This window comes from Paenibacillus sp. FSL R7-0179, from assembly GCF_038002265.1.
GTDB lineage: Bacteria > Bacillota > Bacilli > Paenibacillales > Paenibacillaceae > Paenibacillus_AQ.
Genome location: NZ_JBBOCC010000001.1, coordinates 1,589,726 through 1,602,679 on the forward strand (window position 1 = coordinate 1,589,726; position 12,954 = coordinate 1,602,679).

The following is a 12,954-nucleotide window of genomic DNA, read 5'->3' on the forward strand; positions in this document are numbered from 1 at the left end:
AAGCGCTTAATCGTACAAACTAAGCTTTGTTTTATATCCAGAGAGGTGGATATATTGCCTTAAGCTTCCATGGTGTGGTAATCCCCGGTAAACGGGGGGGCCTGCAGATTTGTCCATCTGTAGGTGAAAAGCGGTCTTGGTGATGATATAATAGATAGGATTTAGCCACCTGAGAAGCACAGCGCTTACTTTGGCTATAAATAAGACTTACAATTACCGGAGGGACAACATGGGAAAATTGGTGATTTGCGATCATCCATTGATTCAGCACAAATTGACATTCATTCGCGATGTGCGGACCAACACAAAGGACTTCAGGGAGCATGTCGATGAAGTAGCAACACTTATGGCTTATGAGATTACCCGTGACATCCCGCTGGAGACCATTACGGTACAGACGCCGGTGACTGAAACACAGAGCAAGGTGATTTCGGGGAGAATGCTGGGACTGATCCCGATTCTGCGTGCCGGTCTGGGGATGCTCGAAGGTGTGCTTAAGCTGCTTCCTGCAGCCAAGGTAGGCCATGTGGGCCTGTTCCGTGATCCGGACACCCTGCAGCCGGTGGAATACTACATTAAGCTTCCTACGGATGTCCAGGAACGTGAGCTGATCGTAATCGATCCTATGCTGGCGACAGGCGGCTCTGCCATTGCGGCGATTACCTCGCTCAAGAACCGCGGCTGCACCCAGATCAAGATGATGAACCTGATTGCTGCACCGGAAGGCGTTGCGGCTGTACAAGCTGCTCACCCGGATGTGGATATCTATGTTGCAGCACTTGACGATCATTTGAATGATCATGGCTATATCGTTCCGGGCCTCGGAGATGCCGGGGACAGACTGTACGGTACCAAGTAAGAAGCACAGACAATAATAGTATGAATCCACTAGACCACGGTTTTCAGAAGAGAGGGAAGGGCTTATGTCCAAAATTAAAGTAATGACGATTTTCGGAGTGCGCCCCGAGGCAATCAAGATGGCGCCTCTGGTTCTGGAGCTGAACAGACATCCTGAGCAGATTGAGTCCATTGTCTGTGTAACTGCGCAGCACCGGGAGCTGCTGGATCAGGTGCTTGAGGTGTTCAAGATTACCCCGGATTATGATCTGGACGTAATGAAGGACCGCCAGACGCTTAACGAGATCACCATCCGGGTGCTTGAAGGCCTGGAGCCCGTGCTCCGTGAAGTGAAGCCGGACCTCGTGCTTGTACACGGCGATACCCTGACCACCTTCCTGGCCAGCTATGCGTCTTTCCTGCAGCAGATTCAGGTTGGGCATGTGGAAGCAGGTCTTCGGACATGGAACAAGCTTTCGCCTTATCCGGAAGAAATGAACCGTCAGCTGACAGGCGTGCTTGCTGATCTGCATTTTGCTCCGACTCACTGGTCAGCGGGCAACCTGAGACACGAGAACAAAAAAGAATCAAGTATTTATATCACAGGCAATACCGTAACCGATGTGTTTCAATATACCGTACAGCCGGACTACCGGCATCCGGTCCTTGATTTTGCTTCAGGAAAAAGACTTATTTTGATGACGGCGCACCGCAGAGAATCCCAAGGCGAACCGCACCGTCATATTTTCCGTGCAGTCAAAAGAATCGCTGATGAATTTGAAGATGTAGCCATTGTGTATCCCGTGCACCCGAGTCCGGCAGTGAAGGAACCGGCGCATGAGATCCTCGGCGGACACCCTAGAATCAAGCTGATTGATCCGCTGGATGTCGTTGACCTGCATAACTTTTATCCGCATACCCACCTGATATTGACCGATTCCGGCGGCCTGCAGGAGGAAGCTCCCTCCTTTGGAGTTCCTGTGCTTGTGCTGCGTGATACCACCGAGCGCCCGGAAGGGATCGAGGCCGGAACACTGGAGCTTGTGGGGACGGACGAGGAGAAGGTGTATCAACGGACACATGCTCTTTTGACCGATCAGAACCTGTATCAGTCGATGAGCCGGGCCGCCAACCCGTATGGAGACGGCAAAGCCTCCGAGAGAATTGTCAATGCGATTTTGCACCATTTCGGAGCTGCCTCAGAGCGTCCGGAAGAATTTCACACAATGTTCACAAATGATGAAACAGGGCAAGACAACTAATATACTAACGTTAATAAAAGCAGCATACAGTTAAACTGTACGGTTTATATGGTTTTGGTGTTTTTTGCTGTGATTATTTTCATATTTTCATGCGATTTTGGGCAATTTTCTGTGAATTGACAAAGAGTCTGGATATTCAGTAAAATTAGTTGGGATTGTAGCCTATGAAGGAACCAAAGAATGAGCCTGGACTGGGGCGTACAGCTCTAGTACTCGCAGGTGCGGGCAGTTTGCTTGCCGCTTACATTGTAATAGGCTTTTTTGTGGCAAAGTGGCTGCGCAATCTGATGGACGGACCTGCTTTTTGGCTGGCTATCGGAACAATTGCCGGGCTACTTCTCGGCGTTGTGAATGTTGCTTTGCTAATCAAAAATTTTTTGGGGGAGCAAAATGGATAATATGACTCCCGTAATCAATATCGTCACCAGGGTGACAGTAATCATTATGGCAGGATTGGTAATGGGGTGGGCTCTCCATCATGAGACCCGTGCAGTTACTCTGGGCATGACACTCGGCTTGCTGGCAGGACTGGTTAATTTCCGTTATCTGGCCCTTAAGGTCAGAAGAGTGACAGAAGCGGTGGCGAAGCAAGAGAAAAGCTCCTTCAGCCTTGGTTTTGCTACAAGAATCAGTTTTGGAATTCTGGTTACCATGTTTTCAGTCAAATATGAGCATTTCTCGCTGGAGGCAACGATTATCGGCCTGTTCATCCCCCAGCTTCTGGCTATTCCCGTGGGGATATATCTAGGAATCAAGAATAAGCTGTAGCCATATTAACGAGAAAGGGGGATGATACTATGCACGAAATGCCTTTAATCTATGTTGGCGGAATACCGATTGACCTGTCTGCTGTGCTGATGCTGGTAATCAGCTCGGTGATAGTGTTCGTACTGGTCATGCTCTCCGTCCGCAACCTGTCGGTTGAGAATCCGTCCAAGCTCCAGAATTTCATGGAATGGGTGGTTGAATTTGTACAGGGACTGATCAGCAGCGCGATGGATCTGAAGAAGGGAAAGCCTTACATATCACTGGGATTGACGCTGATACTGTTTATCTTCGTCTCCAATCTCCTTGGTCTGCCGTTTTCCGTTATTACAGAGGCCGATGGTCCGGTTACAGTCTTCGGACATGTTATCGAAGCCACTAAGAACCTGGCCGATGGCGCGCATGCTGAGATTCTGTGGTACAAATCGCCGACTGCAGACATCAACGTAACAGCAGGACTAGCGATCGTCGTATTCTTCCTGATGAACTATCTGGGCATCAAGCTGAACGGCAAGCATTATTTCAAACACTATATTGAGCCGTTTCCAATCTTCTTGCCGCTGAACATCATTGAGAATCTGGCGAAGCCAGTGGCGCTTGCCATTCGTCTATTCGCTAACATTTTTGCCGGCGAGGTTCTGATTACCGTTATTCTGAAGCTGGGACTGTTCAGTATTCCGTTTCTGGCCATCTGGCAAGGCTTCAGTATCTTTGTCGGGGCGCTTCAGGCCTTTATCTTTACGATTCTGACGATGGTCTACATCGCACAGATGACGATCCACGAGGAAGAAGCGCATTAATAAGCTGCCGTGAGGATAGCGGCAGGTGCCGGAAACCTTCGCGGGAGATTTTATATTATTAAGACATTACACAAAGAACCGAAATTAAAGGAGGATATTTACAAATGGAATTTTTAGCAGCAGCAATCGCGGTTGGTTTGGGCGCACTCGGCGCAGGTCTGGGTAACGGTATGATCGTCAGCAAGACGGTGGAATCTATCGCCCGTCAGCCGGAAGCACGTAACGCACTGCAGACAACAATGTTTATCGGTGTAGGTATCGTGGAAGTTATTCCTTTGGCCGCTACAGTTATCGCGTTCCTGATCATGTTTACTTAATAAACCGTTTTTACGGTTTGGCGGGGAGGGCAAGTGCCATCCGCGCCTTACTTTTGTATATGTCCGCAAGCCGCGGTAACGGAAGGGAGTGACCTCAGTGAATATCGTTTGGACCAATATAGTATTTTCCATTGTTGCCTTTGGAGTTCTGTACTTCCTGCTCAGCAAGTTTGCCTTCAGCAAGCTGTTCGGAATTATGGAGAAGCGCCGCGAAATGGTGCTGCAGCAAATGGATGAAGCAGCCAAGACCAGAGAGCAGGCGGTCGCTTATGTAGAAGAGCAGAAGCAGGCCCTGCAGCAGGCGCGCCAAGAGGCACAGGCTATCATTCAGCAGTCCCAGGCTACCAGCAACAACCAGGTTGACAAGATTCTCGAGCAGGCCCATGTGGAAGCGAGCCGTCTGAAAGACGAAGCGGTACGCGACATTGAGAACGAGAAGAACAAAGCGGTTGAAGCGCTGCGCAGCGAGCTGGGTACAGCCTCGGTCCGCATTGCCTCGAAGCTGCTTGAGAAGGAAGTTGCAGCTGACGGCGAGCAGGAACAGCTTGTTGATCAATACCTCAAAGAGGTAGGAGGCCGATCATGAGCCGCGATACGGTAGTTGCCGGGCGCTATGCCAAAGCCTTGTACAGTGCAGCAGTGGATGAAGGCATTACGCTTCAAGTGGAAGAACAGCTCAAATTAGTCGTCGAAGTGCTTCATAATGATGCAGAGGTGAAACGGTTTATCCTGGCACCCCGTATCTCGCAATCCGACAAGCTGAATGTGCTGCGCGGGACACTTCAAGGTAAAGTCTCGGAAGCGGTCATGAACACGGTAGAGCTATTGGTAGAGCGGGGCAGAACCGATATTTTCGCAGAGCTGCTGGCTAAGTATATCAAGATTGAAGGGGATGCCCTTGGCATTGGCTACGCTACTGTCTATTCCGCTTATTCCCTGAACCAGGCAGAACAGGACAGTGTTGCGGCTGAATTCAGCCAGCTTACTGGCCGTAAGATTCGTGTAACCAATGTTGTCGATACAAGCCTGCTCGGCGGACTGAAGGTCGTAATCGGCGATACGCTGTATGACGGAAGTCTGGCCGGTAAGCTTACGCGTCTTGAGAAATCCTTTAATGATAAGCAAAGAAGATAGGGGTGAGGATATTGGGCATCAGACCTGAAGAGATCAGCACTTTGATCAAAAGTCAAATTGAGCAATATAAAGCCGATATCGAAGTGGCCGAAATTGGCACCGTCATTCAAGTCGGCGACGGTATCGCCCGTGTCTACGGTCTGGAAAACGCAATGGCAGGGGAACTGCTGGAGTTCTCCAACGGAGTAGTGGGCATGGCGCTTAACCTGGAAGAAAGCAACGTCGGTGTTGTTATTCTGGGTGAATACAAAGAGATCCGCGAAGGCGACCAGGTTAAACGTACCGGCCAGATTATGCAGGTTCCGGTTGGCGAAGCCATGCTGGGCCGCGTAGTCAATGCACTGGGCCAGCCGCTTGACGGCAAAGGACCGATTGCTACTACTGAATTCCGTCCGGTTGAACATAACGCACCGGGGGTTATCGACCGTAAATCGGTACACGAACCAATGCAGACGGGTCTCAAGGCAATCGATGCCATGGTGCCAATCGGCCGCGGACAACGCGAGCTGATCATTGGTGACCGTCAGACAGGTAAGACCGCAATCGCAATTGATGCGATTATCAACCAGAAGGGCAACGGGATGAAGTGTATCTATGTTGCTATCGGACAAAAACAATCTACTGTAGCACAGGTAGTAGAAACCCTCCGCCGTCATGGCGCGCTGGATTACACTATCGTTGTAACCGCGTCGGCTTCCGAGCCTTCTCCGCTGCTCTATATTGCTCCGTACGCAGGCTGCGCTATGGGCGAATACTTCATGTATAAGGGCGAGCATGTACTAGTCATTTATGATGACCTGTCCAAGCAGGCTTCGGCTTACCGCGAATTGTCCCTGCTGCTCCGCCGTCCACCGGGCCGTGAAGCCTTCCCTGGTGACGTATTCTATCTGCACTCCCGTCTGCTGGAACGTGCGGCCAAGCTTAGCGATGCGCTTGGTGGTGGTTCATTAACCGCCCTGCCATTCATCGAAACACAGGCTTCTGACGTATCGGCTTACATTCCAACGAACGTAATTTCGATTACAGACGGCCAAATCTTCCTTGAATCCGATTTGTTCAACTCCGGACAGCGTCCGGCGATCAACGTTGGTATCTCTGTATCCCGTGTAGGGGGCTCCGCACAGATCAAAGCTATGAAGAAGGTCGCCGGTTCCCTGCGTCTGGATCTGGCTCAATACCGCGAGCTTCAAGCCTTCTCCCAGTTCGGCTCCGATCTGGACAAATCAACGCAGGCCCGTCTGAACCGCGGTGCGCGTATGATGGAGATTCTGAAGCAGGGTGTGAACCAGCCGCTCAGCGTTGAGCATCAAGTGCTTAGTCTGTACACCGCTGTCAAAGGGCATCTGGATGATATTCCTGTCAAGGACGTTAAGCGTTTCGAGAAGGAATTCCTGGCCTTTATCGACAGCAGTGCAACTGAAATCCTGAAATCCGTCTCGGATACCAAGGATCTGACAGCTGACAACGAAGCAGCACTCAAGGATGCCATCGAGAAATTCAAAAGAGGCTTTGCTACAAGCTAATCTATAGAGATTACCGTTTATGCTTACGAAGTTAGCTTTGGCTACGCCAAAGCTCTAAGGTGGTGAAATCATGGCAAGAAGCATGCGCGATATTAAACGTCAAATTAAGAGCGTTCAGAACACCAGACAGATCACCAAAGCGATGGAGATGGTCGCTGCGTCCAAGCTGCGCAAGGCGCAGGAGAAGGCAGAAGCAGCCCGTCCGTATTCAGAGAAGCTGAAAGAGGTCGTCTCTAGTATTGCTGCCGGTACGCAGGATCTCCAGCACCCGATGCTGGTCAGCCGGCCTGTCAAAAAAACAGGTTATTTGATCATCACCTCGGACAGAGGTCTTGCCGGCGGCTACAATGCGAACATTCTGCGTAAAGTAACGATGCTGATCGCAGAACGCCATAAGTCCAAGGATGAGTATGCGCTGTTTGTGATCGGGCGCAAAGGCCGTGACTTTTTGCGGCGCCGTGAATATCCCATTGTAGAAGAAATCACCGAGCTGTCCGATACCCCGAAATTTGCCGATATCAAGTCGATTGCCTATTCGGCGGTGAACCAGTTCGAGACAGGCGTCTATGATGAGATCTACATTTGCTACAACCGGTTCGTTAATGCGATCAGCCAGATTCCGACTGTAGACAGACTTCTGCCTATGGAAGGCGTCGGGGAGGGCGAGCATCACGGAGCATCTGCTGCTTATGAATACGAGCCTTCACCTGCAGGCGTACTGGAAGTTCTGCTTCCGAAATATGCCGAGACTTTAATCTACGGTGCTCTTCTGAACGGCAAGGCCAGTGAGCTGGGAGCTAAGATGACAGCCATGGGCAGTGCAACGAAGAACGCGTCAAAAATGATCGGAGAACTTAGACTTACGTACAACCGTGCCCGTCAGGCGGCCATTACGCAAGAAATTACCGAGATCGTGGCTGGTGCGAACGCGCAGTCTTAATATGAGTGGGCCTCAAGGTCCATATGTAACAGCTTTCGAGGAGGGAAATGAAGATGAACAAAGGACGCGTTGTGAGCATTATGGGTCCGGTTGTCGATATTGAATTTGAACGCGGCCAGCTGCCCGAGATATTCAACGCCATCAAAATTGTTGCGAGCCTCAGCGATGGCCGCAACATGGATCTGACTCTTGAAGTTTCCAATCATCTTGGAGATAACCTGGTGCGCTGTATTGCCATGTCCTCTACAGATGGACTGGTTCGCGGGATTGACGCTATTGACCAGGGAGCGCCGATCTCGGTTCCTGTTGGTGAAGCAACACTAGGCCGCGTATTTAACGTACTTGGTAACCCAATCGATAATGGCGCTGATGTAGTCGCAGCTAGAAACCCGATTCACCGTCTGGCTCCTACCTTTGATGAGTTGTCAACTCAGGCAGAGGTTCTGGAGACCGGAATTAAGGTTATCGACTTGCTGGCTCCTTATGCCAAGGGCGGTAAAATCGGCCTGTTCGGCGGTGCTGGCGTAGGTAAAACAGTAACCATCCAGGAATTGATCAACAACATCGCACAGGAGCACGGCGGGATCTCCGTATTTGCGGGCGTTGGCGAGCGCACACGTGAGGGGAATGACCTCTATCACGAAATGACCGACTCCGGTGTAATCAAGAAAACGGCGATGGTCTTCGGACAAATGAATGAGCCTCCGGGCGCGCGTCTGCGCGTAGCACTGACCGGTCTGACTATGGCGGAATATTTCCGTGATGTGGAAGGCCGCGATACGCTGCTCTTTATCGATAACATCTTCCGGTTCACCCAGGCGGGTTCCGAAGTATCGGCCCTGCTCGGCCGGATGCCATCTGCGGTAGGTTACCAGCCTACACTGGCTACAGAAATGGGTCAGCTGCAGGAGCGGATTACGTCCACGAAGAAAGGCTCTGTTACATCCATCCAGGCGATCTACGTACCTGCGGATGACTATACTGACCCTGCACCGGCTACGGCATTTGCCCACTTGGATGCAACGACCAACCTGGAGCGTAAAATCTCCGAAAAAGGGATTTTCCCTGCGGTTGACCCGCTTGCTTCCAGCTCGCGGATGCTGGCACCGGAAATCGTCGGCGAAGAGCACTATAACGTGGCACAGGGCGTTAAGCAGCTGCTGCAGCGTTATACCGAGCTTCAGGATATCATTGCCATCCTCGGTATGGATGAGCTGAGTGAAGAGGATAAGGTCATTGTGGCCCGCGCCCGTAAGGTTGAGCGCTTCCTGTCCCAGCCGTTCCACGTAGCAGAGCAGTTCACCGGCTTCAAAGGCAAATACGTGCCAATCAAAGAAACCGTACGCAGCTTCAAGGAAATCCTGGAAGGTAAGCATGATGATCTTCCGGAAGTAGCGTTCCTGTTCGTAGGTACGATTGAAGAAGCCGTGGAAAAAGCGAAAACGTTGTAACCCTAAGCATGCTTATGCTGGGGGATCGGGCTTTATTCTGTAAAGCTTTGAGGAGGAATGGAAGTGAATACCTTTTTGCTCGAAATAGTTACTCCGGAGCATCTGGTCTACTCCAAGCAAGTGAACAGTCTGACGGTACGCGGCGTGAATGGCGAACTGGGGATTCTCCCGGGACATATTCCGCTCGTCACCCCGCTTCAGGTTGCTCCGCTTAGCGTTAAGGCAGACGGCGTTACAGTCTCCATCGCTGTGCATGGCGGTTTCGTTGAAGTGCACAAAGATAAGGTAACGGTGCTGGCTGAAAGTGCTGAGCTGCCCCGGGATATTGATGTGGAGCGCGCTGAAGCGGCTAAGGAGCGGGCTGAGCGCCGCCTTAAGCTGCAAAGCAAGCAGGATGAGATCGATCACCGCCGTGCGGAGCTGGCGTTACAGCGTGCTGTAACGCGCATCAAAGTTTCGACCGGTAAAGGACAACAGTAGCAGATAAGCGGTCAAGCCCTGGGCTTGACTGCTTTTTTTGAAAGAATTTATATGTGGGGAAGCTAAAGCCCACTTTGCGGGGGGATTTTGCTTAGCGAATCTACCAGATTATGAACATATCGTCATCAGATCTGCATATAAAGACCCATTTGTTTAAAATTTCGTAAAAGTACTGGATTCTTTTCCCCTGCACAAGTATGATATAAGAGTCGATTTCCGAGTACCTAACACAGGGGGCTAATATGAACACACGCTTATCCGCTGAGTTGTCGGGTGCGATCGGCACCAGCAATATGATATCGATGGTTATTTCCTTGATCTGCGTTGCATTATCCTGGTGGTCACTTCAGAACCTTAAGCTGGATTTGGTCATAAGATATCCTAAGAGCCCTCAGGGCAGACTGCTGCACCTGCTCTTGGCGATTGTCCTGGGTCATTTCGTAGCCGGGTTCCTGCTTGATTATCTGGGCTGGAGCGGACTTACCCTACGGATGTTTTAACGGCAGCAGCTTTGGTTATATCTGTATAGGCTGATGCAGTGAAAAAAGTGTCGAATAATAAGGTTTTATTATGTCAACACTGAAGTTAAGCAAGGAATCTGCACCTAAGACGCAATGACGGAATATTCAATATCTTAACAGACGAATTTTAACCTCAAAATTAATTTCAGAAATAATGGACGCGGAGGGAAACCGAAATGAGCAAATTTATCGTCCGCGGTGGCAACAGATTGACCGGGAGCGTGAAAGTTAGCGGCGCAAAAAATTCCGTACTACCGATCATAGCCGCCTCTCTATTGGCAGAAGAAGGAGTTAGCGTCATTGTGGACGCACCTCCGTTAGACGATGTAATGACGATTAACAAGGTATTGGAATCTCTGGGTGCAGGTATTACATACCAGAACGATGTGATTGAAGTAGATGCCACTAATATTACTTCCTGTGAAGCACCATACGAATGGGTACGCAAAATGAGGGCTTCTTTTCTGGTTATGGGCCCACTCCTGTCCCGCATGGGGCATACTCGTATTTCTCTGCCTGGCGGTTGTGCCATTGGAACTAGGCCAATTGACCAGCACCTGAAGGGTTTTGAAGCGCTTGGAGCCGAGATCAGTCTGGGCCAGGGCTACATCGATGCGAAAAGTAACGGAAGACTGCGCGGAGCCAAGATCTATCTGGATGTGGCCAGCGTAGGTGCGACCGAAAATATAATGATGGCTGCCGCGCTTGCCGAAGGCACCACAGTGATTGAGAATGCGGCTAAAGAGCCGGAGATTGTTGACCTTGCCAATTACCTGAACGGGATGGGCGGCATTGTACGCGGGGCCGGTACCGGAGTAATCCGGATTGAAGGCGTTGAGCGTATGCACGGCGTAAGACATCATGTCATTCCTGACCGGATCGAAGCTGGAACCTACATGGCAGCAGCGGCGATTACAGGCGGTGATGTATATGTTGAGGGAGCAATTGCCGACCATCTGGGTCCGGTGATTGCCAAGATGGAGGAAATGGGCGTTACGATTATCCCGGATGAGAACGGAGTCCGTGTCATCAGCGACAAGCCGCTGAAGGCTGTCGATCTCAAGACATTACCTTACCCGGGATTCCCGACAGATATGCAGTCACAGATGATGGCGCTGCTGCTCCGCTCGGAAGGAACCAGCGTAGTGACGGAGACCGTCTTCGAGAACCGGTTCATGCATGTGGATGAATTCCACAATATGAACGCGGAGATCAAGATTGAAGGCCGCTCTGCGATCGTGACGGGCAATGCCAGTCTGGTCGGCGCTAAGGTATGTGCTACGGACCTGCGTGCAGGGGCTGCGCTTATTTTGGCAGGACTTGTGGCGGAAGGCACTACAGAAGTTAGCGGAACGCATCACATTGACCGCGGGTATGTGCACCTGGCTGAGAAGCTGTCAGGACTTGGTGCGGACATATGGCGTATTTCCATGGAAGAATCGTCTGTTCCTGCCGCGAAGGAAGAAGCGCTTAAGCCTGAACCGGTCAGAAGCGAATCCTCCAAAGCCGAAGAGATCAGACCCCGCTTCCAGATTCAGCCGTCTTGGGTATAATAGTTATTCTTAAAAATATGAGGACCGGCCGCTTAGCGGCTGGTCCTTTTTTTGAAATAGATCTTATACGTACCGGGGGATTCCGCAACTCTCTTTCTCTCAAAATTCCGTTCTAGCAGGTGGCGCAAATTCATATCTATAAGAATCACCGGTGCTTACGGAAGGAGCCATAGAGATGAAAGAGTTAATCAAGCTGCGGCGCATCCTGAAGCGTCCGCGCAGCGCAGTGCGCGCGCGGCGGCGCGGCGCGCGCCCCCTGCGGCGACTGGCCCCCGCCGCCTGGCTGGCAGCGCCCCTGCTGGCGGCGCTGCTGCTGCCGCTGGCTGTTGTCCCGCAGCGCGGGGGACAACAGCCGCCGGCGCCCCCGGCCGTGCCGCCGGCCACGGCCGCTCCGGCGGCGCCGGCACCGGCTGCCGCAGCGGCGCCGCAGCCGGAGGTCTCCGTCTATTTGTCGCGGAGCGGACAAATCGAGACCCTGCCGCTGGAGGAATACGTCAGCGGCGTGCTGGCGGCCGAGATGCCGGCCGAATTTGAGCTCGAAGCGCTCAAAGCGCAGGCCGTAGCGGCCCGCACCTTCATTGCCCGCCGTCTGGCCGCCGGCGACCACAGCGGGGTACCCGTTCCCGAAGCGGATGTAAGCGATACGGTAAGCCATCAGGCTTACGTATCGAAGGCCGTGCTGGAACGGGATTGGGCGTCCGGCAGCAAGCGTGCCGGACTGGCGAAGATCCGCCGCGCGGCCTTAGAGACGCGCGGGACGATCATGACCTATCAGGGGCAGCCGATCACGGCTTCCTTCTTCGCTTCCAGCGGAGGGTATACTGAGAATTCCGAGGAGTACTGGAACGCTGCGGTTCCCTACCTGCGCAGTGTAGCCAGCCCGTGGGAGCTGCAGATCACTCCGAACCTGGCGGTAAGCTACACCTTCAGCAATTCTGAGCTGAGAAGCAAGCTGGGCCTTGGAACCAAGGACCTTCCGGTGTCAGCCGGTCTGGGAGCTTCGGGCAAGGCAACGCCAGTCTCCGCTCAATCCTCTGCCAGCTTGCCGGCGGAGGTACTGTCGCTTACCGCCGGCCACCGGATCAAACAGATCTCTATCGGAGGGAAGGTGTTTACCGGGCGGGAAGTGAGAGAGAAGCTGGGGCTGCGTTCGAGCCAGTTCACCTGGAAGCGCCAAGCGGGGAAGGTACAGATCACCACGTATGGTAACGGCCACGGTGTCGGCATGAGCCAGTGGGGTGCGAACGGAATGGCGAAGCAGGGGAAGACGGCCACACAGATTCTCAAACACTACTACAGCGGGGTCTCTTTTACCGGAATCTCAACTCTCCTGAAAAAATAATCTGCAAGATACGTATAAAAGCGAAGCGC

Annotated in this window: 15 protein-coding genes; all 15 read left to right on the forward strand. The window is 52.1% G+C overall.

Features of this window, described 5'->3' with window-relative positions; all coding sequences use genetic code 11:
• Positions 1-229: 229 nt before the first annotated feature.
• A complete protein-coding gene (gene upp, locus MKX63_RS06960; RefSeq protein ID WP_341016143.1) occupies positions 230-859 on the forward strand; it encodes a uracil phosphoribosyltransferase in 630 nt (209 codons plus the stop codon).
• 64 nt (positions 860-923) lie between these two features.
• On the forward strand, positions 924-2,099 hold the full coding sequence (gene wecB, locus MKX63_RS06965; protein WP_341016145.1) for a non-hydrolyzing UDP-N-acetylglucosamine 2-epimerase: 1,176 nt from the start codon (positions 924-926) through the stop codon (positions 2,097-2,099).
• A gap of 164 nt (positions 2,100-2,263) precedes the next feature.
• Complete coding sequence (locus MKX63_RS06970) at positions 2,264-2,497, forward strand: ATPase F0F1 (RefSeq protein WP_341016146.1); 234 nt, start codon at positions 2,264-2,266, stop codon at positions 2,495-2,497.
• Positions 2,490-2,867 carry an ATP synthase subunit I gene (locus MKX63_RS06975; RefSeq protein ID WP_341016149.1) on the forward strand — a complete coding sequence of 126 codons (378 nt, stop codon included), beginning with the start codon at positions 2,490-2,492 and terminating at the stop codon, positions 2,865-2,867. The genes MKX63_RS06970 and MKX63_RS06975 overlap by 8 nt, the downstream gene beginning before the upstream one ends.
• 29 nt (positions 2,868-2,896) lie before the next feature.
• Positions 2,897-3,664: a F0F1 ATP synthase subunit A gene (gene atpB / locus MKX63_RS06980; RefSeq protein ID WP_341016150.1), complete on the forward strand. Its 768-nt coding sequence runs from the start codon at positions 2,897-2,899 to the stop codon at positions 3,662-3,664.
• 104 nt (positions 3,665-3,768) lie between these two features.
• Positions 3,769-3,981 carry a F0F1 ATP synthase subunit C gene (atpE, locus tag MKX63_RS06985; RefSeq protein WP_036699216.1) on the forward strand — a complete coding sequence of 71 codons (213 nt, stop codon included), beginning with the start codon at positions 3,769-3,771 and terminating at the stop codon, positions 3,979-3,981.
• 97 nt (positions 3,982-4,078) lie between these two features.
• Positions 4,079-4,567: a F0F1 ATP synthase subunit B gene (gene atpF, locus MKX63_RS06990; RefSeq protein ID WP_209868445.1), complete on the forward strand. Its 489-nt coding sequence runs from the start codon at positions 4,079-4,081 to the stop codon at positions 4,565-4,567.
• Positions 4,564-5,115, forward strand: coding sequence for a F0F1 ATP synthase subunit delta (locus MKX63_RS06995; protein WP_341016151.1), 552 nt, complete (start codon positions 4,564-4,566; stop codon positions 5,113-5,115). Before atpF ends, MKX63_RS06995 begins: the two co-directional genes overlap by 4 nt.
• An 11-nt stretch (positions 5,116-5,126) precedes the next feature.
• Positions 5,127-6,638, forward strand: coding sequence for a F0F1 ATP synthase subunit alpha (gene atpA, locus MKX63_RS07000; RefSeq protein WP_341016152.1), 1,512 nt, complete (start codon positions 5,127-5,129; stop codon positions 6,636-6,638).
• 70 nt (positions 6,639-6,708) lie between these two features.
• Positions 6,709-7,578 (forward strand): ATP synthase F1 subunit gamma, encoded by an 870-nt coding sequence (gene atpG, locus MKX63_RS07005; protein WP_341016153.1) that lies wholly within the window; start codon positions 6,709-6,711, stop codon positions 7,576-7,578.
• A gap of 53 nt (positions 7,579-7,631) precedes the next feature.
• Entirely contained in the window at positions 7,632-9,029 is a 1,398-nt protein-coding gene (atpD, locus tag MKX63_RS07010) for a F0F1 ATP synthase subunit beta (protein ID WP_341016155.1), read from the forward strand.
• Positions 9,030-9,092: 63 nt separating this feature from the next.
• Positions 9,093-9,509: a F0F1 ATP synthase subunit epsilon gene (locus tag MKX63_RS07015; protein WP_036699230.1), complete on the forward strand. Its 417-nt coding sequence runs from the start codon at positions 9,093-9,095 to the stop codon at positions 9,507-9,509.
• Between the two features lie 242 nt (positions 9,510-9,751).
• Entirely contained in the window at positions 9,752-10,009 is a 258-nt protein-coding gene (locus MKX63_RS07020) for a DUF1146 family protein (RefSeq protein WP_341016156.1), read from the forward strand.
• A 197-nt stretch (positions 10,010-10,206) separates the two neighbouring features.
• Positions 10,207-11,583: a UDP-N-acetylglucosamine 1-carboxyvinyltransferase gene (gene murA / locus MKX63_RS07025; RefSeq protein WP_341016159.1), complete on the forward strand. Its 1,377-nt coding sequence runs from the start codon at positions 10,207-10,209 to the stop codon at positions 11,581-11,583.
• A gap of 175 nt (positions 11,584-11,758) precedes the next feature.
• Positions 11,759-12,925: a stage II sporulation protein D gene (gene spoIID / locus MKX63_RS07030; RefSeq protein WP_341016160.1), complete on the forward strand. Its 1,167-nt coding sequence runs from the start codon at positions 11,759-11,761 to the stop codon at positions 12,923-12,925.
• The last annotated feature ends 29 nt before the right edge of the window (positions 12,926-12,954 follow it).

Excerpts from the sequence above, each read along its gene's own strand:
- upp (WP_341016143.1), top strand. The coding sequence starts at position 230 with ATGGGAAAATTGGTGATTTGCGATCATCCATTGATTCAGCACAAATTG.
- wecB (WP_341016145.1), top strand. The coding sequence starts at position 924 with ATGTCCAAAATTAAAGTAATGACGATTTTCGGAGTGCGCCCCGAGGCA.
- MKX63_RS06970 (WP_341016146.1), top strand. The coding sequence starts at position 2,264 with ATGAAGGAACCAAAGAATGAGCCTGGACTGGGGCGTACAGCTCTAGTA.
- MKX63_RS06975 (WP_341016149.1), top strand. The coding sequence starts at position 2,490 with ATGGATAATATGACTCCCGTAATCAATATCGTCACCAGGGTGACAGTA.
- atpB (WP_341016150.1), top strand. The coding sequence starts at position 2,897 with ATGCACGAAATGCCTTTAATCTATGTTGGCGGAATACCGATTGACCTG.
- atpE (WP_036699216.1), top strand. The coding sequence starts at position 3,769 with ATGGAATTTTTAGCAGCAGCAATCGCGGTTGGTTTGGGCGCACTCGGC.
- MKX63_RS06995 (WP_341016151.1), top strand. The coding sequence starts at position 4,564 with ATGAGCCGCGATACGGTAGTTGCCGGGCGCTATGCCAAAGCCTTGTAC.
- atpG (WP_341016153.1), top strand. The coding sequence starts at position 6,709 with ATGGCAAGAAGCATGCGCGATATTAAACGTCAAATTAAGAGCGTTCAG.
- atpD (WP_341016155.1), top strand. The coding sequence starts at position 7,632 with ATGAACAAAGGACGCGTTGTGAGCATTATGGGTCCGGTTGTCGATATT.
- MKX63_RS07020 (WP_341016156.1), top strand. The coding sequence starts at position 9,752 with ATGAACACACGCTTATCCGCTGAGTTGTCGGGTGCGATCGGCACCAGC.
- murA (WP_341016159.1), top strand. The coding sequence starts at position 10,207 with ATGAGCAAATTTATCGTCCGCGGTGGCAACAGATTGACCGGGAGCGTG.
- spoIID (WP_341016160.1), top strand. The coding sequence starts at position 11,759 with ATGAAAGAGTTAATCAAGCTGCGGCGCATCCTGAAGCGTCCGCGCAGC.